This window comes from Brevundimonas aveniformis DSM 17977 (genome assembly GCF_000428765.1).
Classification (GTDB): Bacteria; Pseudomonadota; Alphaproteobacteria; order Caulobacterales; family Caulobacteraceae; genus Brevundimonas; species Brevundimonas aveniformis.
The window spans coordinates 149,247-175,534 of sequence record NZ_AUAO01000001.1 but is presented as its reverse complement, the minus strand read 5'-3'; the positions used below and the strand labels follow the sequence as shown (position 1 = coordinate 175,534).

At 65.6% G+C, this 26,288-nt stretch carries 21 protein-coding genes; 11 read left to right on the top strand and 10 right to left on the bottom strand.

What is annotated here, in order from left to right:
- Window positions 1–67 precede the first annotated feature (67 nt).
- The 6 genes from G391_RS0100855 to G391_RS0100830 are packed head-to-tail and all read left to right on the top strand — an operon-like array spanning window position 68 to window position 7,548.
- A complete protein-coding gene (locus G391_RS0100855; RefSeq protein WP_029085832.1) occupies window positions 68–2,392 on the top strand; it encodes a bifunctional salicylyl-CoA 5-hydroxylase/oxidoreductase in 2,325 nt (774 codons plus the stop codon).
- Window positions 2,389–3,153, top strand: a complete 765-nt coding sequence (locus G391_RS0100850; protein WP_029085831.1) for an SDR family NAD(P)-dependent oxidoreductase — start codon at window positions 2,389–2,391, stop codon at window positions 3,151–3,153. The genes G391_RS0100855 and G391_RS0100850 overlap by 4 nt, the downstream gene beginning before the upstream one ends.
- Before the next feature lie 11 nt (window positions 3,154–3,164).
- Window positions 3,165–4,007, top strand: coding sequence for an enoyl-CoA hydratase family protein (locus G391_RS0100845; RefSeq protein WP_245572009.1), 843 nt, complete (start codon window positions 3,165–3,167; stop codon window positions 4,005–4,007).
- A gap of 4 nt (window positions 4,008–4,011) precedes the next feature.
- Window positions 4,012–5,190, top strand: coding sequence for an acyl-CoA dehydrogenase family protein (locus G391_RS0100840; protein ID WP_029085829.1), 1,179 nt, complete (start codon window positions 4,012–4,014; stop codon window positions 5,188–5,190).
- 4 nt (window positions 5,191–5,194) lie between these two features.
- Window positions 5,195–5,602 (top strand): RidA family protein, encoded by a 408-nt coding sequence (locus G391_RS0100835; protein ID WP_029085828.1) that lies wholly within the window; start codon window positions 5,195–5,197, stop codon window positions 5,600–5,602.
- Complete coding sequence (locus G391_RS0100830) at window positions 5,602–7,548, top strand: 3-hydroxyacyl-CoA dehydrogenase NAD-binding domain-containing protein (RefSeq protein ID WP_029085827.1); 1,947 nt, start codon at window positions 5,602–5,604, stop codon at window positions 7,546–7,548. Before G391_RS0100835 ends, G391_RS0100830 begins: the two co-directional genes overlap by 1 nt.
- Here G391_RS0100830 and G391_RS0100825 read toward each other — a convergent pair.
- On the bottom strand, window positions 7,545–8,342 hold the full coding sequence (locus G391_RS0100825; RefSeq protein WP_029085826.1) for an alpha/beta hydrolase: 798 nt from the start codon (window positions 8,340–8,342) through the stop codon (window positions 7,545–7,547). The two genes, G391_RS0100830 and G391_RS0100825, sit on opposite strands and share 4 nt — an antisense overlap.
- 47 nt (window positions 8,343–8,389) lie before the next feature.
- Between G391_RS0100825 and G391_RS0100820 the strand changes: the two genes are divergently transcribed.
- On the top strand, window positions 8,390–8,647 hold the full coding sequence (locus G391_RS0100820) for an Lrp/AsnC ligand binding domain-containing protein (protein ID WP_029085825.1): 258 nt from the start codon (window positions 8,390–8,392) through the stop codon (window positions 8,645–8,647).
- Here G391_RS0100820 and G391_RS0100815 read toward each other — a convergent pair.
- On the bottom strand, window positions 8,644–10,263 hold the full coding sequence (locus tag G391_RS0100815) for an AMP-binding protein (protein WP_029085824.1): 1,620 nt from the start codon (window positions 10,261–10,263) through the stop codon (window positions 8,644–8,646). The two genes, G391_RS0100820 and G391_RS0100815, sit on opposite strands and share 4 nt — an antisense overlap.
- A gap of 249 nt (window positions 10,264–10,512) precedes the next feature.
- On the opposite strand from G391_RS0100815, the gene G391_RS0100810 reads away from it, so the two are divergent.
- A complete protein-coding gene (locus tag G391_RS0100810) occupies window positions 10,513–11,772 on the top strand; it encodes a hypothetical protein (RefSeq protein WP_156893810.1) in 1,260 nt (419 codons plus the stop codon).
- 11 nt (window positions 11,773–11,783) lie between these two features.
- The gene (locus G391_RS0100805; protein WP_084169085.1) at window positions 11,784–12,620 is read left to right on the top strand and encodes a FecR family protein; all 837 of its coding nucleotides are present in this window, start codon (window positions 11,784–11,786) and stop codon (window positions 12,618–12,620) included.
- Window positions 12,621–12,647: 27 nt separating this feature from the next.
- Here G391_RS0100805 and G391_RS0100800 read toward each other — a convergent pair whose 3' ends face one another.
- The gene (locus G391_RS0100800; protein WP_051257028.1) at window positions 12,648–15,110 is read right to left on the bottom strand and encodes a CHASE2 domain-containing protein; all 2,463 of its coding nucleotides are present in this window, start codon (window positions 15,108–15,110) and stop codon (window positions 12,648–12,650) included.
- A gap of 55 nt (window positions 15,111–15,165) precedes the next feature.
- On the opposite strand from G391_RS0100800, the gene G391_RS0100795 reads away from it, so the two are divergent.
- Window positions 15,166–15,984, top strand: a complete 819-nt coding sequence (locus tag G391_RS0100795; protein WP_029085820.1) for a phosphodiesterase — start codon at window positions 15,166–15,168, stop codon at window positions 15,982–15,984.
- A gap of 127 nt (window positions 15,985–16,111) precedes the next feature.
- On the top strand, window positions 16,112–16,675 hold the full coding sequence (locus G391_RS13400; RefSeq protein WP_035303449.1) for a Pycsar system effector family protein: 564 nt from the start codon (window positions 16,112–16,114) through the stop codon (window positions 16,673–16,675).
- On the opposite strand, the gene G391_RS15360 is transcribed toward G391_RS13400, so the two are convergent.
- The 7 genes from G391_RS15360 to G391_RS0100755 are packed head-to-tail and all read right to left on the bottom strand — an operon-like array spanning window position 16,604 to window position 26,288.
- Window positions 16,604–17,221 carry a hemerythrin domain-containing protein gene (locus G391_RS15360; RefSeq protein ID WP_029085819.1) on the bottom strand — a complete coding sequence of 206 codons (618 nt, stop codon included), beginning with the start codon at window positions 17,219–17,221 and terminating at the stop codon, window positions 16,604–16,606. The two genes, G391_RS13400 and G391_RS15360, sit on opposite strands and share 72 nt — an antisense overlap.
- A gap of 31 nt (window positions 17,222–17,252) precedes the next feature.
- Entirely contained in the window at window positions 17,253–18,473 is a 1,221-nt protein-coding gene (locus G391_RS13395) for a hypothetical protein (protein ID WP_051257026.1), read from the bottom strand.
- 1 nt (window position 18,474) lies between these two features.
- Complete coding sequence (locus tag G391_RS0100775; protein ID WP_029085818.1) at window positions 18,475–19,593, bottom strand: peptidylprolyl isomerase; 1,119 nt, start codon at window positions 19,591–19,593, stop codon at window positions 18,475–18,477.
- Window positions 19,590–20,309: a respiratory nitrate reductase subunit gamma gene (gene narI, locus G391_RS0100770; RefSeq protein WP_029085817.1), complete on the bottom strand. Its 720-nt coding sequence runs from the start codon at window positions 20,307–20,309 to the stop codon at window positions 19,590–19,592. The genes G391_RS0100775 and narI overlap by 4 nt, the downstream gene beginning before the upstream one ends.
- A 12-nt stretch (window positions 20,310–20,321) precedes the next feature.
- Window positions 20,322–21,029: a nitrate reductase molybdenum cofactor assembly chaperone gene (narJ, locus tag G391_RS0100765; RefSeq protein WP_029085816.1), complete on the bottom strand. Its 708-nt coding sequence runs from the start codon at window positions 21,027–21,029 to the stop codon at window positions 20,322–20,324.
- Between the two features lies 1 nt (window position 21,030).
- Window positions 21,031–22,557, bottom strand: a complete 1,527-nt coding sequence (narH, locus tag G391_RS0100760; protein WP_029085815.1) for a nitrate reductase subunit beta — start codon at window positions 22,555–22,557, stop codon at window positions 21,031–21,033.
- Window positions 22,554–26,288 carry a nitrate reductase subunit alpha gene (locus G391_RS0100755; protein WP_029085814.1) on the bottom strand — a complete coding sequence of 1,245 codons (3,735 nt, stop codon included), beginning with the start codon at window positions 26,286–26,288 and terminating at the stop codon, window positions 22,554–22,556. The genes narH and G391_RS0100755 overlap by 4 nt, the downstream gene beginning before the upstream one ends.

The following is a 26,288-nucleotide window of genomic DNA, read 5'->3' as shown; positions in this document are numbered from 1 at the left end:
GTCATCCCACGACTAAGGCGCGCATGCCAGCTTGAACCTTGGCGACAGGGCGTCCACTGTCCGGCTCATGCGCATCGTTTGTATCGGCGGCGGCCCGGCGGGGCTCTATTTCGCGCTTCTGATGAAGCGGCGGCATCCCGAACATCAGATCACCGTGGTCGAGCGCAACCGACCCTATGACACCTTCGGCTGGGGCATCGTCTTCTCCGACCAGACGATGGACGCCATGCGCGTCTGGGACCCCGAAACCGCCGCCGAAATCGAGGACGCCTTCAACCACTGGGACGACATCGAGCTGGTGTTCAAGGGCCGGCGCCAACGCACCACGGGGCACGGCTTCGTTGGCATCGGTCGCAAGCGGATGCTCAACATCCTGCAGGATCGCTGCAAGGCCCTGGGCGTCGAGCTGGTGTTCGAACGTGAGGTCAGAAGCGACGAAGAGTTCCCCGACGCCGACCTGATCATCGCCGCCGACGGGGTGAATTCGGTCATCCGCAACCGCTATCCGGAGGTCTTCGAACCCGACCTTCAGGTCCGGCCCAACCGCTATATCTGGCTGGGGACCGACAAGGCGTTCGAGGCCTTCACCTTCGACTTCCGCCGCACCGAGCACGGCTGGTTCCAGGCCCATATCTACAAGTTCGACGAGACAACCTCGACCTTCATCGTCGAGACGACCGAGGAGGCCTTCGAGGCCCACGGTTTGGGCGACATGGATCAGGATCAGTCCATCGGCTTCTGCCAGGACCTGTTCGCCGAAACGCTCGACGGCCATGCCCTGATGTCGAATGCGCGCCATATGCGCGGCTCGGCCTGGCTGAACTTCCAGCGGCTGGTTTGCGCCCGCTGGAGCCATTTCAACGGACGCAGCCATGTCGTGCTGATGGGCGACAGCGCCCACACCGCCCATTTCGCCATCGGTTCGGGCACCAAGCTGGCGATCGACGACGCCATCGAACTGACCCGCCAGTTTGAGATCTTCGGCCACGACGCCGACCAGATCCCGGCGGTGCTGAAGGCCTATGAGGCCGAGCGCCGCATCGGCGTCATCCGCATCCAGAACGCGGCCAGGAACGCCATGGAATGGTTCGAAGTCGTCGGGCGCCGCTACGCCGACCAGTTCGAGCCGGAGCAGTTCATGTATTCCATGCTGACCCGCTCCCAGCGCATCAGCCATGAGAACCTGCGGCTGCGCGATCCTGTCTGGCTGGAAAACTACGAACGCTGGTTCGCCGCGCGCGCCGGCATGGACCCCGGACCCAGCAAGCCGCCGCCGCCGATGTTCACCCCCTATCAGGTGCGCGGGCTGACGTTGCCCAACCGGATCGTTGTCTCGCCCATGGCCATGTATTCGGCGACGGATGGTGTGGCCGACGACTTCCATCTGGTCCACATCGGCGCGCGCGCCATGGGTGGAGCCGGACTGATCTTTCCCGAGATGACCTGTGTGTCGCCGGACGCGCGCATCACGCCGGGGTGCCTCGGTCTTTGGAACGAGGACCAGACCGCTGCCTTCCGCCGTATGGTCGACTTCGTCCACGACAAGACGTCCGCAAAGATCGGCATTCAACTGGGCCATGCAGGCCGCAAGGGTGCCACGCGCGTCGCCTGGGAGGGCATGGACGAGCCGCTGGACGACGGTGGCTGGCCGCTGATCTCAGCCTCGCCGATCCCCTATCTTCCGCAGTCTCAGACGCCCGGCGAAATGACCCGCGCCGACATGGACCGCGTCACCGCCGACTTCGTCGCCGCCACCCGCCGCGCCGCCGAGGCCGGGTTCGATATTCTGGAATTGCACGCCGCCCACGGCTATCTGCTGTCGAGCTTTCTGTCGCCCCTGACCAATCAGCGGACCGACGAGTACGGCGGTGACCACGCCAACCGCGCCCGCTATCCGCTGGAGGTGCTGCGCGCCATCCGCGAGGTCTGGCCTGACGAGCGACCGATCTCGGTGCGCCTGTCTGCCCACGATTGGGCCGAGGGCGGCAACACCGCTGAGGACGCTGAGATCTTTTCGCGGATGTTCAAGGACGCGGGGGCGGATCTGATCGACTGTTCCTCCGGCCAGGTCGTGACCGAGGCCCAGCCGGCCTACGGCCGGATGTACCAGACGCCGTTCTCGGACCGTATCCGCAACGAGGTCGAGGTCGACACCATCGCCGTCGGTGCCATCTCGGAGGCGGACCACGCCAATTCGATCATCGCCGCAGGCCGGGCCGATCTGTGCGCGGTGGCGCGGCCGTTCCTGGCCGACCCGGCCTTCGTGCTGCATGAGGCGGCAAAGATCGGCTATGGCGGTCTTGAGTGGCCCAAACAGTATCTGTCGGCCCGTCAGCAGTACGAAACCAACCTCGAGCGCGCCGCTGCCGAGGCCGCTGGAGCCAAGCCATGAGCCGACCCGCCCTTATCACCGGCGCCGGGACCGGCATTGGTCGGGCCGTCGCCCTCAGGCTGGCCGCGGCGGGCCATCCGGTCGCCCTGGCCGGGCGCCGCGCCGCGCCGCTGGAAGAGGTCGCGTCCGCCATCGCCGGCGAGAGCCTGGTGCTGGCCGGCTTTGACGTCACCGACGCCGCCTCGGTCGAGGCGGGCGTGACCCAGGTTCTGGAGCGGTTCGGCGGCCTGGCTGTGCTGGTCAACTGCGCTGGTGAGGCCCCCTCGGCCCCGTTCAACAAGACGAGCCGCGAGGTCTGGGATCAGGCGCTTGGCGTCAATCTGACGGGAACCTTCTTGGTCACCCAGGTGGCGCTGGCGTCGATCAGAAGCGCCGGGAACGGTCGGATCATCAACATCGCCTCGACGGCGGGGCTGACCGGCTATCCCTATGTCAGCGCCTATTGCGCGGCCAAGCATGGGGTGGTCGGCCTGACGCGGGCGCTGGCGCTGGAGCTGGCCGCGACCGATGTGACCGTCAACGCCGTCTGCCCGGGCTTCACCGACACACCCCTGGTCGACGGTGCCATCCAGACCATCATGGACAAGACCGGTCGCTCGGCCGACGACGCGCGCAAGGCCCTGGCGCGCAGCAATCCGCAGGGCCGGCTGGTGACGCCGGACGAGGTGGCCGATACGGTGGCCTGGCTGGCGGGCGAGGGTGCCTCGGCGATCACGGGCCAGGCGATTGCGGTCGCCGGCGGCGAGGTCCTGGCCGGCTGATGGGAGAGACGATGACCAACGCCATGCAGGCCAAGCGCCGCGCCTTCAAGGACCACGCGGCGACGCATTTCCGCTTCGAGACCGACGCCGACGGCCGGGTGGCGACCCTGACCTTGAACCGGCCCGACAAGAAGAATCCTCTGACCTTCGACAGCTACCAGGAGCTGACGGACCTGTTCCGCGACCTGGCCCATGCCTCGGACGTGCGTGTGGTGGTGCTGACGGGCGAGGGCGGCAACTTCTGTTCGGGCGGTGATGTGTTTGAGATCATCGAGCCGCTGACCCGCATGGCCATGCCTGACTTGATCGCCTTTACCCGCATGACCGGCGATCTGGTGCGCCAGATACGCAGCTGTCCCCAGCCGGTGATCGCCGCCGTCGACGGCGTGTGTGCGGGCGCCGGTGCCATCCTCGCCATGGCGTCGGACTATCGGTTGGCGACGCCGGAGGCGAAGACCGCGTTTCTGTTTACCCGTGTCGGCCTGGCCGGAGCGGACATGGGCGCCTGCGGGATCCTGCCGCGCATCATCGGCCAGGGCCGGGCCGCCGAGCTGTTGTTCACCGGCCGCGCCATGACGGCGCAGGAGGGTCACGCCTGGGGCTTCTACAATGGGCTGCACGCCCAGGCCGATTTGTTGGGCACCGCCCAGGATTTCGCCCGCAAGCTGGCCGACGGTCCCTGGTTCGCCCACGCCATGACCAAGAAGATGCTCGATCAGGAATGGTCCATGGGCATCGACGAAATGATCGAGAGCGAGGCCCAGGCTCAGGCCATCTGCATGGCCACCGGCGATTTCCGCCGCGCTTTCGAGGCCTTCGCGGCCAAGGAGAAGCCCCGGTTCGAGGGGAACTGAACCCATGCTGACGGGGCCTTCGCGCGAACATCTGGACTGGCCGTTTCTGGGCCATGAGCACCGGGCGCTGGCGGCGGATCTCGACGCCTTCATCTCTGGCGGCGGGCTGGGCGAGATCGATCACCACGACGCCGACGCGGCCTGCCAGGCGCTGGTCAGGCGGCTGGGGCAGGGCGGCTTCTTGCGCCACTGCGTGCCGGCGGCCTTCGGCGGCGCCTCCGAGAGGATCGTCAGTCGGTCCCTGTGCATCATCCGCGAGACGCTCGGCTGGCATGACGGCCTGGCCGACTTCGCCTTCGCCATGCAGGGGCTGGGCACCGGTGCCATCAGCCTGGAAGGCCCGGACGCGCTCAAAACCGACATCCTGCCCCGCATCGCCTCCGGCGAGTTGATCTCCGCCTTCGCCCTGACCGAGCCGGAGGCCGGATCGGACGTCGCGGCCATGACCACCGCCGCCCGGCTGGATGGCGACGCCTATGTGCTGGACGGCGAGAAGATCTTCATTTCCAACGGCGGCATCGCCGACGTCTATACGGTCTTCGCCCGCACCGGCGAGGCGCCGGGCACGCGCGGCATCTCGGCTTTCGTCGTCTTTGCTGACACGCCCGGTTTCGAGATCGTCGAACGCATCGAGACCCTGGCCCCGCATCCCTTGGCCCGCATCCGCTTCAACGGCTGCCGCGTCCCAGCCGCGAACCTGCTCGGCAAGCCCGGCGAGGGCTTCAAACTGGCCATGCGGACGCTCGACATCTTCCGCCCCTCGGTCGGGGCGGCGGCGCTGGGGTTCGCGCGCCGGGCGCTGGACGAGGCGGTGGCTCACGCCCGCACCCGTCCGATGTTCGGCGCCACCCTGGCCGACCTGCCGACGGCCCAGAGCACGCTCGGCGAGATGGCGACCGCCATCGACGCGGGCGCCCTTCTGACCTTCCGCACCGCTTGGCGGCGTGACGTGCAAGGACTGAACACCACCAAGGAGGCGGCGATGGCCAAGCTGACCGCCACCGAAAACGCTCAGTGGGTGATCGACCAGGCCCTGCAGATGTTCGGCGGCCGCGGCGTCCGCTCAGGCGAGATCACCGAGCGCCTCTATCGCGAAATCCGCGCCCTTCGCATCTATGAAGGGGCCACCGAGGTGCAGAAGCTGATCATCGGCCGCGAGTTGATGAAGGCGGCCAAGGGATGAACCGATGACCGACACCCCCCACCGCATCCTCCAGCCCGAGGGCTGGGCCCGACCGGTCGGCTACGCCAATGGCGTGGAGGCGCGCGGGCGCCAGGTCTTCGTGGGCGGCCAGATCGGCTGGAACAGCCAGTGCCGCTTCGAGGTCCGCGACTTGCCCGGCCAGGTGCGCCAGGCGCTCGAGAATGTCGTCGCCATCCTCGCCGAGGCCGGGGCGGGGCCTGAGCACGTCACCACCATGACCTGGTATGTCGTCGACCGGAAAGCCTATTCCGCCTCCACCAAAGAGATCGGCGCGGCCTGGCGCGCGACCATGGGCCGGGTCTTTCCCGCCATGGCGGTGGTCGAGGTCTCGGGCTTGATCGAGGACGAGGCCCTGGTCGAGATTCAGGCCGTCGCGGTCGTGCCGGACTGATGGTCGTCAGCCTGAACCGCGACGGCCCGGTCGCCGTCGTTCTGATCGACAACCCACCGGTCAATGCGGCCTCGCACGCTGTCCGGGCGGGGATCGTCGCCGCCCTGAACGAAGCGAACACAGACCCGGCGATCGGCGTCATCGTCCTGGCCTGCGCCGGGCGGACCTTCGTGGCCGGGGCCGACATCAAGGAGTTCGGAAAGCCGCCCGTTGCGCCGATCCTGCCCGACGTTTGTGCGGCGCTGGAGGCGTCGATCAGGCCGGTGGTGGCGGCCATGCACGGCACGACGCTCGGCGGCGGGCTGGAGCTGGCCCTGGCCTGCCACGCCCGCATCGCCGCGCGGGACGCCCAGATGGGCCTGCCGGAGGTCAAGCTCGGGCTGATCCCGGGCGCGGGCGGGACCCAGCGGCTGCCGCGTCTGGCCGGGATGGAGACGGCCATCGAGATGGTTTCCGGCGGCGGGCGCATCGACGCGCAGGCCGCCGTGGCCTGCGGACTGATCGACCGGATCGCCGAGGGCGACCTGCTGGAGGCGGCGCGCGATTTCGCCCGCACTCTGATCGGATCGCCGCCGCGCCGGACGGGCGAGCAGCCCGTCCCGACCTTCGACGCGGTCGCTGTCGACGCCCGGATCGCGGCCATCGACAAAAAGGCGCGCGGCCAGATCGCGCCGGGCCGCGCGGCCCGCCTCGCGCGCAGGGCCGCCGAGGTTCCGTTGGCCGAGGGGTTGGCCGAAGAACGCGCCGCCTTCGTCGAGCTTCTGGCCGGCCCGCAGTCAGCGGCGCTGCGCTACGTCTTTGCCGCCGAGCGCGATGCCGCCCGCATCGTCGGTCTGGAAGGTGTCGCGCCGCGCGAGGTCACCTCGGTCGGCATCGTTGGGGCCGGCTTGATGGGGGCGGGCATCGCCGCCGCTGTGCTGAACGCCGGCTGGCCGCTCACCGTGGTCGAACACGACGCTGCCGCGGCCGAGGCCGGGGGGACACGCATCCACGACCTGATCGACAAGGCCCGGACGTCGGGCCGGATCAGCGACGACGCGGTCGCCGCGCGCCTGTCACGTCTAGCCGTCTCGACCGACCGCGCTGCCCTGACCGACTGTGATCTGGTGATCGAGGCGGTGTTCGACGACCAAGACGTCAAGACCGCCCTGTTCGCCGACCTGTCCCGGATCGTCCGACCCGACGCCATCCTGGCCACCAACACCAGCTATCTCGACCCCGACCGGCTGGCCGAGGCGGTCGCCCACCCGGAGCGGTTCGTCGGCCTGCATTTCTTTTCGCCCGCCCACATCATGCGGCTGGTCGAGGTGGTCGAGACGGCCACGACCTCGCCCGGGACTCTGGCGACGGCGATGGCGGTGGTGAAACGGCTCGGCAAGCTGGGCGTCGTCACCGGCGTTTGCGAAGGCTTCATCGGCAATCGTCTGTACACGGCCTATCGCCGCGAGGCCGACGTCATGCTGGAGGAGGGGGCGCTGCCGCATGAGGTCGATGCGGCCATGGAGGCCTTCGGCTTTCCGATGGGGCCCTACGCCGTCAACGACATGGCGGGGCTGGATATCTCCTGGGCCCGACGCAAGCGCGCCGCCGCCACGCGCGATCCGGCCGAGCCCTATGTCGTCATCGCTGATCGCCTGTGCCAAGCCGGTCGCCTCGGGCGCAAGGCCGGCGCCGGCTATTATCGCTACGTCGAAGGCCGCCGGGAGGTCGACCCGGCCGTGGCCGCCATCGTCGAGGCCGCCTCCGCCGAGAAGGAGATCACCCGCCGCCCCGTCGCCGCCGACGAGATCCAGCGGCGCATCCTGACGGCGCTGCGAACCGAAGGCGAGGCCCTCCTGGGCGAAGGCGTCGCCCGTCGCGCCTCGGACATCGATCTGGTCCTGATCAATGGCTACGGCTTCCCGGCGTGGCGCGGCGGGCCGATGTTTGTGGCGGGCCGCACCTAGCAGGCCAGCTCGACGATGCGTCTGATCAACACGCTATCCGCCGCAAACAGCGGGTCCAGCACCGTGAAATGGTCCAGCCCGGCGGGGACCTCGAACCGCGTCTCGGCACCCTGCTGTCCCCAAGTCTCGGCCATGTCGCGGCTCTGGCGTATGAACTCCGAGCTCTCCAGGCCGCCGACGATACAGTCGAGCACCGCCCCCTCGGGAGCCGGCCACAGGCTCGGCGACAGGGCCTCGGCCTCGAGTTCATCAAGGCCCAGCGCGCGGTTCAACGAGGTCGGGATCAGCGGTGCCAGCTCGAACACGCCCGAGATAGCGACCGCCGCGCTGGCCCGCCCCTCGCTCAGCATGGCTGCGGCCATATGGCCCCCCGCGGAATGGCCGAAGACGACAGGCCGCGCGCCGGTCGCCAGTTCCAGCCGGGCCAGCGCCGCGCGTATCTGACCCAGGATCACACCGAGCTTCACCTGCGGCACCAGATCATAGCTCGGTACAGCCAGGCCGACACCGTGAGCCAGAAGCGCCGGCGCAATCCCGGAGAACCAGCTCTTGTCCAGCGCCTGCCAGTAGCCCCCGTGCAGGAAGACCGCGACGGGCCGATCCGGCCCGGCCGTAAACAGGTCCATCCGTTCCCGCTCGCCCGCACCATAGGCGATCTCCACCGGCGGATGGGCGGCCCGTGCGGCCTCCGCGCTCGCCTTCCAGCGCGCCATCACCGCCGGATGATCGGGGCAGAGCGCGCGGTTGTTGTATTCGGCCTCCAGATCCAGCGCCGCTTCGCCCTTCCTCGCCACGCCATCCTCCGCTAGTCAGGCCGCTCAACCGCTGTGAGGCCGCCGCCATGATGACCGCCATCTTCGTCTTCATCAAATGCGAGCTGGGCCACGCCAACGATGTGGCCGCCGACATCGTCGACAATGTCGAATACGTCTCGGAGGTCTATTCGACCTCGGGCCAGTACGACCTGTTGGCCAAGTTCAACCTGCCCAAGGACCTGGACATCGGCACCTTCGTGACCAAGTCGGTCCAGACCCGCCCGCACATCCGCGACAGCTTCACCGTCATCACCTTCTCGCCCTTCCTGCCCTCGGGGAGCTAGACGCCTTCCCGCAAGCGGAACCGTTGGATCTTGCCGGTCTGGGTCTTGGGCAGGGCTTGGGTGAAGCGGACCGAGCGGGGGTATTTGTAGGGCGCGATCGTCGCCTTCACATGGTTCTGGAGCCTCAGGCGCGTCTCGCCGTCCGCAGCGACGCCCTCGTTCAGCACGACGTGGGCCTCGACCACCTGGCCGCGGTCATCGTCGGGCGCGCCGATAACGGCGCATTCGGCCACGTCCGGGTGGGCCAGCAGGGCGGCCTCCACCTCAGGCCCGGCGATGTTGTAGCCGCCCGAGATGATCATGTCGTCGGAGCGAGCCACGAAGTGGAAATAGCCGGCCTTATCCTGCACGAAGGTGTCGCCGGTCAGGTTCCAGCCATCCGTCACATAGGCCGCCTGACGGTCATCGTTCAGATACCGGCACCCGGTCGGCCCGCGCACGGCGAGCCGCCCGACCTGGCCGCGCGGCAGCTCGTTCATGGCGTCGTCAACGACACGCGCCTCATAGCCGGTGACCGGCAGGCCCGTGCGGGCCGGCCCGGCGTCATCCAGCCGGTTGGAGATGAAGATGTGCAGCAGCTCGGTTGAGCCGATGCCGTCGATGATCGGCTTGCCCGTCTTGTTCGTCCAGGCCTCGAAGATCGGAGCCGGCAGCGTCTCGCCCGCCGAGACGGCGACGCGAAGCGACGACAGGTCCGCGCCCGCCTCCATGCCCGCCAGCATCGCCCGATAGGCGGTTGGGGCGGTAAAGACGACGGTGGCTTTATACGTCTCGATGATCTCCATCATGTTCGGCGGCGAGGCCGTTTCCAGCAGGATTGCCGCCGCGCCGAACCTGAGCGGGAAGATTGCCAGTCCGCCCAGGCCGAAGGTGAAGGCCAGCGGCGGCGAGCCGACGAAAACGTCTTCGGGCGTGACCTGAAGCACCTCCTTCGCGTAGCCGTCGGCGATGATCAGCAGGTCGCGGTGAAAGTGCATGGTTGCCTTGGGCGAGCCGGTCGTCCCCGAGGTGAAGCCCAGCAAGGCCACGTCATCCCGACCCGTTTCGACTGCTACCGGCGTCACCGGCTTGTCGAGCGCGATCCGGTCCAACTCGGCATCGTGATTAGCCGTGCCGTCAAAACCGACGACCTTTTTCAGGAACCGGCTGTCCTTGGCGCAGGCGACCAGTTCATCCATCAGCCGGGTGTCACAGAGCGCCAGGCTGATCTCGGCCTTGTCGACGATCTGGCCCAGTTCGCCGGCGCGCAGCATGGGCATGGTGTTGACCGCCACCGCCCCGGCCTTGGTCGCCGCCAGCCAGCAGGCCACCATCGCCGGATTATTGGCCGAGCGGATCAGGACGCGGTCGCCGGGCCTAAGCCCATGGGCGTCGATCAGGGCATGGGCCAGGCGGTTTGACCAGTCGGCCAGCTCCTTGTAGGTCCGCCGCCGGCCATTGCCGATCAGAGCGGTACGATCACCAAAGCCACGCTCGACTTGCCGGTCGGTCAGCTCAACTGCCGCGTTCAGCCTTTCGGGATAGTCGAACCCGTCCAGCCGGATGTTCGGCCACTGGTCTGCGGGCGGCAGGCGATCTCTCACAAACGTATCGACATGGGCCGACCAGCCGAGCATGGCGCGCCTTCCTGATGTGCGCCGTGCCCACGTTTTTCCGCAGGTCGCCGCGCGTTTCCTCTTACACTGTCGTGTGTGGCACGGGCTGGCGCGGGCACCAAGGCCTGACCAGTGCGCGACGCCAGGGATGCGGGCCACCGGGCCTGCCAGTATGGCGGCCGCCGTTGAGGGTGAGACAAGCTCAGATTTCTGTTGGGATTTGAAAGATCGTTGTTACAGTACCCAGTCGAGGTCGAGAGGGGGTTGCGCGTGTTCAAAGTGCGATGGGGATGGTTGTCATTGGTTGCGGCGACCCTGATCTGTACGGGTGGCGCAGCTTGGGCCCAGGAGCCCGGAGAGGCCGACCTTGATGCGCTCATTTCCGCAACCGAAAGCGACAGCGGTGCCCTGGCGCTGGCGCGTCGGCAGGCCGGGAACGGCGATCTGACCGGGGCGGCCGTGACGCTGGAACGCTCGTTGCTGCTGCGGTCTGGCTCCTCTTCGGACCATGTGCGGCTCTACTATGCCAGCATCCTGTGTCGGCTGGGGGATACGCGCCGAGGGATATACCAAACCACGATCGCCTCCGGTGGTGATGACGCGGCCTGGTCCGAAGCCCGGCAGGCGTGCGGTCAGGCGGCGTCGAGCGGTGAGACAACGCGCGGCAACGGTGTAGTTGGGCGGGCCACGCTGGGTGTCGGGTACCAAAGTGACGCGCGCGGTGCGATGGTCATCGAATTTGAAGTTCCCGGGTTTCCGGCGACGACGGAAGAGGGCTGGGCCGTTCTCGGCACCCTGGATGTAGACGGTCGTTTCGCCGCACGTCGGAGCGGGCACGGATACGCTGGGGTCAATGTGCAGACGAACCAGTCGATCTCGGGCTTTGACGGTGACTTCATCATCGGAGAGGCTCGTCTCGGCTATGCACGTTATCTTGGTGGCGGTGGCCAGAAGTTGTCTGGTGGAGCGGTCGTCGGCCATGCCAATCTGCAAGGTGACGGCATCGTGACCGAATATGGGGGCCAGGCGGAATATCAGTGGGGGACGGGTGACGGTCGGTGGCGGCTGAATGCCGAGGCCGTTCATCAGGACTATGAAGGATCTTCACGGGACGGCGGCAAGTATGATCTGGCGATCCGATATCTCCGCTCAACCGGTGACGAGCGGGCCTGGATGATCGGTGCGGCCCTGGAACTAAAAGACGCCGAATATGATGCTTTGGGCTATTTCGGCGGTCGCGTTTTCGCAGCAGCCCAGATCCCGATCCGCGAGAATGGCACCTATTTCACGGGATCGGCGGTGCTGCGTATGGTCGATTATGGGGATGCTATGTTCCTGCCCGACCGTCGCGAAAGGCGCGCTCACCTGAGAGCGGGCATAGGCATTCCGACGCCGTATGAGAATCTGTTCGTCGAGGCGGCGATCACGCACTCGGCCCGCTGGTTCAATGAGAATAGCGGGTTCGCCAGTTCCAACAGCACCGGTGGTGAGTTGCGGCTCGTCTACCGGTTCGGCCAGGTCCGGCAGTGAAGGAGTTTGAGATGAGACAACCCATGTTCCGGTTCTTGCTCGGCCTTCTCCTGGTTGGGGCTGCGGCACCGGTCGCGGCGCAGACGGTCGGAGCCAATGCGGTCGTCGTGAACGACGTGCAGATGACGACCCAGGCGAACCCGCAACTGCACCGCGCGGCGGTGCGGGAACGCGTCTCGCTGTCCAATCAGATCCAGACAGGGACAGGGAGCCGCCTCCAGATCCTGCTGCTCGACGGGACCAGCTTTCAGGTTGGAGCCAATGCGCGGCTGACGGTGGACCGGTTCGTCTATGACCCCAACCGCTCGGCCAGCGAAGTGGGGGTGAACGTGGCGCAAGGCTCGTTCCGGTTTGTGTCAGGCGCGCCGACACGCCAGCGCCCCGGTCAGTCGGGGATTCGCACGCCTGTGGCCTCGATCGGGGTGCGCGGCACCATCGTCGAGGGGGCGGTCGGGCCAGAGGCCATTCGCATCTTCAACGCGGAGTCTGGCCTGCCTGCTGTTCCAAATGCCGACCCTGAGACGGCGACCCTCGTTCTGCTGCGGGGACCAGGCCCCAATGTCCCCGGTGAGCCTGCCGGCGCGATAGACGTCAGCGCGGGAGGCCGGACCCTGCCCATAGAGACGGTGGGCTACGCTGCCTATATCCCCGGTCCGGGACAGCCTCCGATCGGCCCTTTCCTGTTGTCCAATATCGGTCAATCGGACCTGGCGGTTCTGTTGGGAGATCCGCGCACCACGGTGGACGTCGAGATTGATGACCCCCTCGTCGGCGATCCGCTGATCGGGGGTGTTCTGGATCACTATTATGACGGCAGCGGGTACTGCAACGATCCAGCATTCTGCTGACGCCTGGGCGAATCCAGCGACGCGAGCCTATTTCTCCGTCGCCTGAAAGACCCCGTCCCAGTCAGGGCCGGGGTCTTGCTTGGCATAGGCGGTAATCCGCTGGGCCATCAGACCATGAAGCGGGGTCAGGCCGTATTGCGCTGCCGGCTGTGCCAACTGTCTGATCTTCAGCCTGGCCCGCCGCCAGTTGCGGGACCGATAGGCCCCAATCAGTTCAAGGTGCCCCTGGGCGAAGGTGACAAAGTCCGGATCTGCGGCCAGCGTCTCATCGCCCATTAAGGCGTAGAGGGTTTCGGGCGCGTCGCGACCGACCACGCGAACGCGGTCCAGCTCCAGGGTGGCAAAGCCGGGGAGCTGACGTTGCAACTCGCTGCCGATGGCGATGGAGACACCATAATATTTCGTCAGCCCCTCAAACCGTGACGCCAGATTCACCGTGTCGCCGATTAGCGAATAGGACAGCCTCTGGGCCGATCCCATATTGCCGACGCAGCATCGTCCGCTGTTCAGGCCGATGCCGATCCTCACCTCGCCCGGCCAGGGCTGTTCGGATTGGGCCAGCATGTCCCGGTTGAGAGCTTCCAGGGCCGCGATCATCTCCAGGGCACCGCGCGCGGCGTTGGTCGGATGATCCGGGTCATCCAGGGGCGCGTTCCAGAACGCGAGGATCGCGTCGCCGATGAACTTGTCGATGGTCGCCTTTCGCTCCAGCAGGATGTCGCACATCGGCGTCAGGAACGAGATCAGGAAGCGGATGATGTCCTGTGGGGGCATCCCCTCTGAAATCCGGGAAAAGCCGCGGATGTCGCAGAACAGCACGGTCATGTCCCGCTCTTCACCGCCCAGTTCAAGCTGACCCGGATCCTTGACGATGCGCTGGACCATCTCAGGCGACAGGTAGCGATCAAAGGCCCCGTGGATGAAGGCGCGCCGGCGCTCCTCGCGGAAATAGGTAGCGATGGTCACAACGCCCCAGGTCGCCGCCAGGCCGAGGCTGGGCCAGGTCGGGTCGATGAGGAAGCTGGATGACTGGAAGGCCCACCAACTGCCACCGACCATGGCACCCACGGCGACGAGGCCGGCCACGGCGCTCCAGCGCGCGCCGATCAACGGCATGGTGAAGGCCAGCGCCAGACCCCCGACCAGCATGAGAACCCGTTCCAGTCCTGGGGCCCAATCAGGTCGCACGAGGAACTGACCCAGGATCACCTGTTCGGTGGCCTGGGCGTGGATCGTCACCCCCGGGGTTCGCTCTTCGATGGGTGTCGCCACAAGATCGCGCAAACCGATCGCCCCCGTCCCGACAAAGACGATCTGACCGGCAAAGGCGGCCTGCAGTTCGGTGGGGGACATATCGTCCTGCATGAGACGCCAAGCCGGAACGGTGCGCTGGGGCGCGGGCTCGGTGAAGCGAAGCCACATTTCGCCCTCACCGTTTGTCGGGATCTCGAAGTTGCCGACACGTACCGCAACGACCTGGGTGCCCGTTCCTCCGTGTTCGCCACTGGCGTCGTCTGAGCGGACCATGATTGAGCCGGCTTGCTGGGCGACACGTAGCGCCTCCAGCGAAAGGCTGGGCAAGAGCTCGTCGCCCTGACGCGCGATTAGGGGCGCGCGCCGCACAATGCCGTCGGCGTCGCCGACGGTGCTGACAAACCCGGATCCCGCCGCCGTGGCCACAAGTCCCGGCAGTGGCGAGATGGCGTTCGAAAACGTCGCCACAGCGGTCGGCGTGGAGCCGCCGACGGCCAGGCCCGCCAGGGGCTGAGGTGCCCGCTCCTGTCCTTCGTGGGTCAGGAAATAACCGAGAACGACAGGTGAATAGCCGACGGCCTCGGCAAAGGTACCGTCTGGTTCGGGAAGTCGATCCAGGATGACGGCGGCTTCTTCATCGCCCTGGGCGCGGACACGCGCCGCCAGTCGCGAGGGCGATGTACGATCCGGCTCCGAGAAGACGATGTCGTAGGCGATCACGGCTGCGCCGGCCTGGGCCAGGCGATCGGTCAACTCGGCGAGGGTTTCGCGCGGCCAAGGCCATTGGCCCAGTCGCCGGATCGATTCGTCGTCGATATCGACGATGCGCACGGCGGCGTCCTCGTATGGGCGAGGCGCGGCTCGCTGATAGGCGTCGAAGGTGGCCAGGCCTATGCGGTCGACAATGGGCAGGCCGAATACCTGAAGGCCCAACATGACCAGCACCGTTGCAATGCCGAGCATGGCCGGGGTGGGCCTGAGCTTTGCAAGGCCCAGTCTCTGAAAAAAGGCCGGGCGACCCGCGGGATCGTCAACGGGCGCGGCCCACTGGCGAAACCGCACGCTCAGTCGGTCCAGCAGGGACATGCGGCGCTCCATCGTGATCCGCCGATCCTGGCGTTCGGTGATCCTATGGACCGGATACTCGTCTGAATAGTGCGGTTCTTCGGTGTCCGACCCGCACCGGCAAATGGCATGCCCTTGATTGGTCCAGCTTTCCTGAACATCATGTCCCATCAAGTGACGCTACTTTCGTCGAGGATCACCGGCCCATGGCAACGACGTCGATCAGATGCTGATCGCTCAGATTAGCGACCTGCACATCGGGATGGGCACGAAGTCGGTGCTGAACGACGAGCGGCTCGAGCAGGTGATTGAGCGCGTCCAGGCGGCGGTGCCTGATCTTGTGCTGGTGACAGGCGATCTGATCGAGGGGCAAGACGCGGCGGCCTATGACAGGCTCAAGGTGCTGATGGCCCCGCTGACCGGACCCGTCCTCTACACCATCGGGAATCACGATCAGAGGGAAGCCTTTCGGGCTGCATTCACCGATACGCCGACACATGGCGGGTTCGTTCAGTACGCGAGAGAGTTCGACGACCGGCGCATCATTGTCCTCGATACAGTTGAGGCCGGTCAGCATGGTGGAGCCTTCTGTGAAAGTCGGGCGGCCTGGCTGTCACAGACCCTCGATGAACGCCCCGACACGCCGACGATGATCGCGCTGCATCATCCACCGGTGGCTTCCGGTATCGCCTGGATGGACGTGGGTGCTACCGGCCCCTGGTCAGAGCGACTTGAGGCTGTGCTGGTGGGGCGTCGTCAGGTGGTTGCCATGGTGGCGGGTCACATTCACCGGCCCTTCGTCACCAGTTTCGCGGGGCATAGCCTGATCGTCGCGCCTTCGAGCGCACCGCAGGTGGTGCTGGATCTGGGTTCTGGGACCGGCGACGCCGGCCAGACGCGACTGCCGCGGATTGTCGAAGAGGACCCAGGGTTCGTCCTGCATCTGTGGAATGGCCGGAGTCTCGTTTCCCATTTTGGATCCGCCAAACCACACCGGATTGTCGCCAGCCTCGACATCCGGACGGGCCGCTTCGTCGCCGGCTAGGTGTGTGTCATCAGGTACTTGAGCCTTGGCGACGGGATGCCGTGCACGTGATCTTCATTGTCGCCCGTTGCCGTTGATGCCAAAGGTTTAGGCCATGCCTGCACGAACAGCAGATTGAGGTCCGTTGATGCCGAGGAAGAAGACCAGCGAACCGGCGCGTCCCGTCGACGATGTGCCGTTCGTCTTCCCGCAGGAAGCCCACAACATCCTGACCAACGCCCAGCAGGGTCATATCACCCTGTCGGAAATGGCGGACACCAAGGCGTCGATCCTGATGGGGGCTACCTTTGTCGTGTTCACCCTGGCCATAGATCACATGACGTCGAACACGCCGACCTTGCCCCTGATGATCCTGACGGTGTTTTCGTTTCTGGCCACGATCTTGTCGGTGATGGCGTTGCGCCCGAAAATCCTGAAGCCGCCGACAACGATTCAGCCGAACACCAACATCGTCTTCTTCGGTTCGTTCTCGGGCATACCCGAAGAGCAGTACATCTCGCATGTGGTGGACATCATGCGATCCGAAGAGAAGACCTACCGGGCCATGGCGCGCGACCTGTACCAGAACGGCCAGGTGCTCCAGCGCAAGAAGTATCGCTATCTGTCCTATGCCTATTCGTCATTCCTGGTCGGGATTGTGGCGACCTTCGCCGTCTTCCTGATCGAAATGGCTGTTGAGGCGATGGCCTGAGGTGCGGTCGGGCAGGACCGGCAATCCTCGACGCGCCACCATGCGGCGACAGAGCCGATCAAGATCCGCCTGAGTTAGTCTCAGACGGGCGATGGGCAGGATGACCGCATTTTCCAGCGCAACGTGGTTCCTTTCGTGCGCGACGAAGGCGATGAACAGACGCTGGACCTCAGGGTCGTTGCTGATGGGCTGTCGCCGACGGAGCGCGGCTTCGAGATGACCTCTCAGGGTGGCGATGGTGTCCATGTCGCCGCGGTGATCGGCCGACAGGTTGTCGAGGATGCGCTCCAGGTCATCCTCCGGCGCACAGCGTTGCCGCAGCAGCGCGAACAGGTCTTCCTCCTCGTCACGAATGTGCAGCGGCAGGTCGTGATGAAAGAACATCATGAGTTCCTGTATGGCCTCCGCCATAACGACCGGGGCAAGCGCGACCTCTTCAACGAGGCGACAATACTGACGATGGCGATCATGTTCGGCGGAGAGCCAGCTGAGCGGCTCGGCCAACAGGGCTGACGGGGTCGGTTCAATGGCAGGTGGTTGCTTCACCTCAGCGTCTCCCTTGGGGCGATGCCCCGGGTCAGAACCTGTATTCCAGCGCCAGCCAGAGCTTGTCGCGGTCTGCGTAAGGCCCCGACCCGTCAAACAGGGCGGTCTTGGCTTCCAGGGCCCAACGATCATCGAGGATCAGGCGAGCGGAGGCGTCGAACTCCTGGCCGAAATCCAGGTCGCTGCCGCTGTCCGAAAAATCATGCCAGGCGGCGCTGAGCACCAGTTGGCGACCGACGGGGGGGGCGGCCCAGGTGTAGGCGGCTGTGATGAAATCATCGGTCAGGCCACGCGCCGGCGTGGTCAGGAAGACATCGGCCCAGCCCTGGAAGGCGTGCAGGGTGGCCAGCGGCGTCTGAAATCCTCGAATGCCGTCCCCGTCCAGCCGCTCACGCGTGATCCCCGCGCTGAATGGGCCGTGGGTGAGGCTTCCCGCGACCTGAAGATAGTCGAGTTCGAACTGAGCCGGATTGGCCCCGTAGTCCGACTGGCGCGCATATTCCAGGGTCCAGCCCAGGGTCCAGTCTTCGGTCACCGCCTGACTGCCGGCCAGCCGTGCGCCGAGCGTCGCCGAGGATTGGCCGGGGGCATTTTCGAAATCCAGCCAGTAGCCATAGAGCGAGAGGCGGCCTGCCGGCGTCGGTGTTTCGGCCTGCACCAGATGGCTGTCCGAGCGCCATTCGCCTACCGGGCTGTCGTCTCCGAACACGCGATGGACGCGGTCGATATAGGCATAGGTCAGGTTGAACGGTTCGAACGCCGTGGTCGTGATCCGAACCGCATCGAATGTCTGCTCGTTCTGGCGGAAACCGACATTGCCGACAAAGCGGGCATTGCCGAGCACGAGGCGCTGACGTCCGAGGGTAACTTCGGTATCGGGCAGACCGGTCCAACTGATCTGGAGGCGATTGATCTCCGCAGCGTCGGGATCCGCCACCACCGCCTGGCTCGCTGGCCCATGGATCGTGTCGTTGAAGTCGTCCACCACGGACTGAACGGCTTCACCTTCGATCAGAAAGGTAAAACCGGACACCGTCGGGCTGCGCCAGCCAAGCCTAAGGCGAGCCGTGAGGGCATTGGCATCTGACAGGCCGTCCTGCTGGACGCCTTCATATCTCAGCCTGCTGTCGAACAAGAGGGTGCCCGGCAGCCTGTCCTCGACCGATGCGGCCGGCGCAGGCGGCGTAGGGGTCTGGGCCAGGGCGATGCCGGGGGTCAGGCAGGCGGCAGCGGCGACAGCAGCGAAACGCATCTCAGGTTCTCTTGATCAGGGTATAGGCGCGGGCGGCCGGCTGGAGCTTGCCTTTGAGGATGGCGCGCACGCAGCCCAGGGCAGGGTCCTCAGTCCCTTGGGTGGCTGAGATCAACTGCGTCCAACGCTCATCGTCGGACTCCGCTACGAAGGTGCAGATCTGATCGCGGACAAAGCCGGCGAAGGTGGCCCCGGCTGCGGTCGCCGCGTTGCGCACCTGCTCCGAGAGAGGCGGATCGGCCTCGTCGAGCCAGGCCTCGACCCGCTCTGAAACACCGTCGCGATCTTGCAGCAGGTCGCCGAGCGAAAGGGCCCCGTCGCCGATGCGGCCCTCCTCGGTCAGACGCAGGGCGATACCCTGGCTGCGAGCTTCGGATGCCAGTTCCGCGACAAAGCGGGTCGCCGCCGCCGTCCAGGCGCGGCTCTCCAGATGAAGCGCGATCTGATCGTGGACGTGTTCGAAGGGCAATTCGCGTCCGTCGATCCGACGATCCAGCCTCAGCACATGCCACCCGAAGCGCGACCGCACCGGCTCGGTCGAGATGGTGCCCGGTGCGAGCTTGGCGAGTGCGGCTTCCACTGTTGGAGTCAGATCGCCGGGGCTGAGCTGGCCGAGTGAGCCGCCCAGGCCGGCCGACGAGCAGGCGGAATGAGCCTTGGCCAGGTCCGAGAACCGAACCAGCGGGTCCGCCAGCCGGGTGATCAGATCCTCGGCCTGCTTACGCGCCGTGTCCCAGTCCGTCTCGGTGTCGTGGTTCGGCGAGATCAGGATGTGCGACGCTTCTGTCAGGGTCGGCGTGCGGAACGCAGCGCGCTGGACATCATAGACCCGACGACACTCTGCTGCGTCGGGTGGGCTGACCCTGATCTGCGAATCGAGCACGGCTCGGATCAGGGCTTCTTCCGGCGTTTCCTCCCGCCCGTCCTCTTCGATGACGCTATCGGGTTCCAGTCCCATCTGATGGGCGCGGTCCAGCAACAAGGCTCGGATGGCCAGGGCGTGGCCCGCCGCACGCAGAGCTTCCTCGGCGGAGTCGGACGGATGGTTCTGGGCTTCTTCTGCGATCAGGCGTTCGGGGATTTCGACGCCGTCGATGACCTTGCTGCGGGCGGCGCTCATCGGCGGATACCCACCTTGTGCCGGTCGATCGGCATGGTGCGGCGGGTCCGCACCAACTGCCAGCCCCTGCGGTTCAGATACCAGATCGGAGCCGACAACATGTGGACCAGCCGGGTGAACGGGAAGACCAACAGAATGGTCAGGCCGAGCGTCAGGTGCGCCTTGAAGATCCAGTGCACGTCCGAAATGTAGGTCGAGGCCAGTGGGTTGAAGGTGAAAATGCCCTGGGCCCAGTTCATGAACTTGATCATCTCCTCGCCGTCACGATGGCCCAGCGACAGCGGGATCGTCGCCAGCCCCAGGCAGAGCTGGACCATCAGCAGGATCAGGATGGTGGTGTCGCCAAAGCTCGACGTGGCCCGGATGCGCGGATCAAACAGCCGACGGTGCAGCAGGAGCAGACCCCCGATGAGGCAGCAGGCCCCGGCAATCCCCCCCGCGACGATCGCCAGCATCTGTTTGAAGCCGTGGCTGACGCCCAGGGCGTCCCACACGGCCACCGGCGTCAACAGGCCGACGAAATGGCCGGCGAAGATGGCCAGGATGCCAAGGTGGAACAGCACCGAGCCGGTGACCAGTTGCCGTCTCCGCAGCAACTGCGACGAGCCCGTCCGCCAGGTGTACTGCTCCCGGTCAAAGCGGATGACCGAGCCGATCGCCAGCACAGCAAGGGCAACGTAGGGATAGACGCCGAACGCCAGGAAATTGAGATCCATCGTCGCGCTCCTCTAGGCGGTGTGGTCGCTGGCGCGACCGGGCTGGGTGTGGCCGTTCATGGCCTGAAGCATGGCTTCAGCCTTGGGGCAGCCCTCATCCGTTGAGGGGCCAAAGGTGACGGCGGTTTCCTCCCAGGCCCGGTCGAGGGCCGACAGGTCGTCGGGATCTTCCTCGGGCTCGCGCATCAGGGCGGCGACGGCCTCCGAGTCGGGAGCGGCGTCCGACAGCGCGACCAGGGCCCCAAACACAGCGCGATACGGGCTGGACCGCTTGTGGAGTCGTTCGGCCAGGGCCTCTAGAACGTGGGCCGCTTCCCCCAGCAATGAGGCCGCCTGTTCGTCTGGGACGACAGACAGAAAGTCGAGAAAGACCGGAAGATGATCCGGCAGTTCTTGCGACGCCATCTCCAGGCCATGCTGTCCGTACAGTTCGACCAGATTGGCCATGGCCTGGCCCCGGTCCCGGCTCTCGCCGTGGACGTGCTCGTACAGGTTCAGCGACAGGGTGCGGGTTCGGTCGAAGGTCTGGACGTAGTCTTCCTGGAGCTCATAGATGTCCGCCTCGGTCAGGCGTTCGCCCAGCCGCACCAGGGAGCGGCGGATTGGTCCGGGAATGCGATCCTCGGACTGGACGGATTGCAGGATGGCCGGGATGAGGGCGCGCTGGTCCTCGGTTGGATAGCCCAGCATCAGGCCAAGGGCACGATAGATCAGAGCCATCTCAGGACACCTTTGCGACGGGTTTGGCGCGGGATCGCTTGTCCATCCCGAACAGGCCGATTTCGGTGCGCCCGCCCGAGCAACCGTTGCCGAAGGTGAAGCCACAGTCGGAGCGCAGCTCGTAGGCATCCTCGGCCCATTCGCGGTGCGTCGTTGGAATGACGAAACGGTCCTCGAAGTTGGCGATCGCCATGATGTGATACATCTCGTCGATCTGGGAGGCGGTCAGGCCAACGCGTTCGGCGATGTTGTGGTCGATGCGGCCGTCAACCGAGCGGGCCCGCATATAGGCGCGCATGGCCATCATCCGCTCCAGCGCCTGGACCACGGGTTCCTCGACCCCCGCCGTCAGCAGATTGGCCAGATACTTGACCGGGATCCGCAGCGAGCGGACATCGGGCATCTCGCCGTCCATCTCCAGCGCGCCGGCGGCCGCCGCATTCTGGATCGGTGACAGCGGCGGCACGTACCAGACCATCGGCAGGGTCCGGTATTCCGGGTGCAGCGGGAAGGCGACCTTCCATTCCATCGCCATCTTCCAGATGGGACTGCGGCGTGCCCCTTCGATCCAGGCTTCAGGGATGCCGTCGGCGCGGGCCTGGGCGATCACCTCGGGATCGTTGGGGTCCAGGAAGACATCGAGTTGAGCCTGGTACAGATCGCCTTCGTCCGGGGTGGCGGCTGCGGGCTCGATGCGGTCAGCGTCATAGAGCAGCACCCCGAGATAGCGGATGCGGCCCACGCAGGTTTCCGAGCACACTGTCGGCAGCCCTGCCTCAATGCGCGGATAGCAGAAGACGCACTTCTCGGATTTGCCGGATTCCCAGTTGTAGTAGATCTTCTTGTACGGACAGGCCGACACGCACATGCGCCAGCCGCGGCACTTGTCCTGGTCGATCAGGACGATGCCGTCCTCCTCGCGCTTGTAGATGGCTCCTGACGGACAGGCAGCCACGCAGGTCGGGTTCAGGCAGTGCTCACACAGCCTGGGCAGATACATCATGAAGGTGTTTTCGAAGGCCCCGTAGATCTCCTTCTGAACACCCTCGAAATTGTAGTCCTGGGATCGCTTGGCAAACTCGCCGCCGAGAATTTCCTCCCAGTTCGGTCCCCACTCGATTTTCTCCATCCGCTCGCCGGTGATGGCCGAACGAGGCCGGGCGGTCGGGAAGTGCTTCATCTCCGGCGCGGTCTGGAGGTGGGCGTAGTCGAAGTTGAACGGCTCGTAGTAGTCGTCGATCTCAGGCAGGTCGGGGTTGGCGAAAATCTTGGCCAGGATGCGCCACTTCGCCCCCATGCGCGGTTCGATCTGGCCGTTCTTCTTGCGCCGCCAGCCGCCGTTCCAGCGTTTCTGGTTCTCCCAATCCTTGGGGTAGCCGACGCCGGGCTTTGTCTCGACGTTGTTGAACCAGGCGTATTCAACGCCTTCGCGATTGGTCCAGACGTGTTTGCAGGTGACGGAACAGGTGTGACACCCGATGCATTTGTCGAGGTTCAGCACCATGCCGATCTGGGCGCGGACCTTCATTGGGCGGCCTCCTTAGCCGGGGCATCAAGGGGTTGGTCCAGCCAATCCACCTTGGTCATCTTGCGGACCACGACGAACTCATCGCGGTTGGAGCCGACGGTGCCGTAGTAGTTGAAGCCGTAGGCAAGCTGGACGTAGCCGCCGATCATGTGCGTCGGCTTCAGGACGATGCGGGTAACCGAGTTGTGGATGCCGCCGCGCTCGCCCGTGATCTGGGAGCCCGGCGTGTTCACGATCTTTTCCTGGGCGTGGTACATGAAGGTGGTGCCCTCACGGATGCGTTGGGACACAACCGCCCGCGCCGCGATGGCACCGTTGGTGTTGAACAGCTCGACCCAATCGTTGTCGACGATGCCGGCGCGCCGGGCGTCCGTCTCCGAAATCCAGATAACCGGTCCCCCCCTGTTGAGGGTCAGCATCATCAGGTTGTCGGAATAGGTCGAGTGGATCCCCCACTTCTGGTGCGGGGTGATGAAGTTCAGCTCGATTTCCGTTTCGCCGTTGGGCTTGCGGCCCTTGATGCTCAGGGTCTTGAGGTCCAGCGGCGGACGATAGACGCACAGCGCCTCGCCGAAGGCCCGCATCCACGGATGGTCCTGGTACAGTTCCTGCCGGCCCGAGAGGGTCCGCCAGGGTATGCGCTCATGCACATTGGTGTAGTTGGCCGCGTAGCAGACGTGCTCAGATTCCAGTCCCGACCAGATGGGCGACGAGATGATCTTGCGCGGCTGGGCGACGATGTCGGCAAAGCGGATTTTCTCGTCTTCCTTGGGGTGAGCCAGATGGGTGTGGTCGCGCCCGGTGTGTTTGGACAGTGCCTCCCAGGCCTTGACCGCAACCTCTCCGTTTGTCTCCGGTGCCATCATCAGCACCGCCTCGCAGGCCTGAACGGCCGTCTCCATCAGAGGCAGGCCCTCGGATACACCCTCTTCGAGGACCGGACCGTTCAGATCAGCCAGCAGCTTGATTTCGTGCTCGGTGTTCCAGGCCAGTCCCTTGCCGCCGTTCCCGACCTTGGTCATCAACGGACCGATGGAGGTGAACTTCTTGTAGAGGTTCGGATAGTCCCGCTCGACCACGGTAATCTGGGGCATGGTCTGGTTTGGAATGGGCTCGCATTCCTCTTTCCACCAGTCGCGGACATCGTAGGCCTGGGCCAGTTCGGCCGGGCTGTCGTGCTGGATCGGGGTGAGGACGACGTCCTTCTCGACGCCAAGGACCTCGGGGCAGACCTCGGAGAAGGTCTTGGCCAGACCCCGGAAGATGTCCCAGTCGCTGCGTGATTCCCACGACGGGTCCACCGCTGCCGTCAGCGGGTGGATGAAGGGGTGCATGTCCGAGGTGTTGAGGTCGTTCTTCTCGTACCAGGTGGCCGTCGGCAGAACGATGTCGGAATAGACCGCCGTGGTCGACATCCGGAAGTCGAGCGTGACCAGCAGGTCCAGCTTGCCTTCGGGAGCCTGATCGCGACAGGTGACCTCGGAGGGGCGGGCGGCACCATCATCGCCCAGGTCCTTGCCCTGAACGCCGTGAGCGGTGCCGAGCAGGTGCTTGAGGAAATACTCGTGGCCCTTGCCGGATGACCCCAGCAGGTTGGAACGCCACACGAACATATTGCGTGGCCAGTTCTCCGGCGCATCGGGGTCCATGCAGGACATTTCCAGCGAACGGTCCTTGAGCGCCTGAACCGTGTAGACCTTGGGGTCGATGCCGGCGGCTTCGGCGGCGCGGGCCACTTCCAGGGGATTGGTCTTGAGCGCCGGTGCCGAGGGCAGCCAGCCCATCCGCTCGGCCCGGGCATTGTAGTCGATCATCGAGCCCGACCAGTCGCCCTCAGGCGCGGTCGGCGACAGGATCTCCGACATGGCCACCGTTTCGTAGCGCCACTGATCGGTGTGGGCGTAGAAGAAGGAGGTCGAGTTCTGCTGGCGGGGCGGGCGGTGCCAGTCCAGCCCGAAGGCCACAGGAGCCCAGCCGGATTGTGGACGCAGTTTCTCCTGGCCGACGTAGTGGCACCAGCCGCCGCCGGACTGACCGACGCAGCCGCACATCACCAGCATGTTGATGACCGCGCGGTAGTTCATGTCCATGTGGAACCAGTGGTTCATGGCGGCACCGATGATCACCATCGAGCGTCCATCAGTCTTCTCGGCATTGCCGGCAAAACCGCGCGCCACGGCGATGATCTGGTCGCGCGGCACCGTCGTGATGGCCTCGGCCCAGGCCGGCGAATAGGGGGCCGCGTCGTCGTAGTCGGTAGGCATGTGCTCGCCCCCGAACCCCTGATCGACGCCGTAGTTGGCCAGGAACAGATCATAGGCTGTGGTGACGAAGGCCTCACCGTCCTTCAGCTTCATTCGCTTGACCGGCACATTGCGGACCAGGACGTCCGGGTGGTCCGTGGTGGCGAAGCCATTGCCTGCCGTGTTGCCGAAATAGGGGAAACGGACCCCCTCGACGGAATCATGCACGCCCTTCAGGCCGAGCCGCAGCTTGACCTCGGCTCCATCAGCCTTTTCCTCGAGATTCCACTGGCCGTCCTCACCCCAGCGGAAGCCGGCCGAGCCATTGGGTGCAACGACCTTGCCGGAAAGTTCGTCCAGGGCGACGGTCTTCCAGTCGGGATTGTTCTTCTGGCCGAGCGCGCGCGGGAAATCCGCGGCCCGTAGCATCCGGTCGGGAACCAGGGCCCCGTCCTGAGGAACCAGCCGTACCAGCATCGGCAAGTCCGAATACTGGCGCAGATAGTCGCGGAAGTAGGGGACCTCGCGGTCGACGTGGAATTCCTTCAGGATGACGTGGCCGAAGGCCATGCCCAGGGCCGCATCCGTTCCCTGCTTCACCGCCAGCCAGATGTCCGAGAACTTTGACGCCTCGGAATAGTCGGGACAGATCACCGCCGACTTGGCCCCGCGATAGCGGGCCTCGGTATAGAAGTGGGCGTCCGGCGTGCGGGTCTGGGGGACGTTGGAGCCCCACAGCAACAGGAATCCTGAGTTGTACCAGTCGGCCGATTCCGAAACGTCGGTCTGTTCGCCCCAGGTCTGGGGTGATGCCGGCGGCAGGTCGCAATACCAGTCGTAGAACGACCCGCAGACCCCGCCCATCAGCTGGAGGTAACGCGCGCCCGCCGCATAGGACAGCATGGACATGGCCGGGATGGGCGAAAAGCCGAACACCCGATCCGGCCCCCAGGCCTTGACGGTGTAGGCGTTGGCCGCCGCGATCAGCTCGTTGACCTCGTCCCAGGTCACGCGCACCAGCCCACCCTTGCCGCGCATCTTGACGTAGTCCTGTCGCTTGGCGGTGTCTGCCTGGATGGAGGCCCAAGCCGCTACCGGCGACAGGGTCGCGCGCGCCGCGCGCCAGTGCCGCAGCAGGCGAGAGCGGATCAGCGGGTACTTCACCCGATTTGCGGAATAGAGATACCAGCTGTAGCTGGCCCCGCGCGCGCATCCGCGCGGCTCGTGATTGGGCAGTTCAGGCCGGGTACGCGGATAGTCCGTCTGCTGGGTTTCCCAGGTGACGATCCCGCCCTTGACGTAGATCTTCCAGGAGCACGAGCCGGTGCAGTTCACCCCGTGGGTCGAACGCACGATCTTGTCGTGTTGCCAGCGGCTTCGATAGGCATGTTCCCAGGTACGGTCGTCGTCATTCATGACGCCGTGCTTGTTGGAGAACAGCTCGGTCTTGCGCGTGAAGAAGGCGAGACGATCGAGGGTATGGCTCAT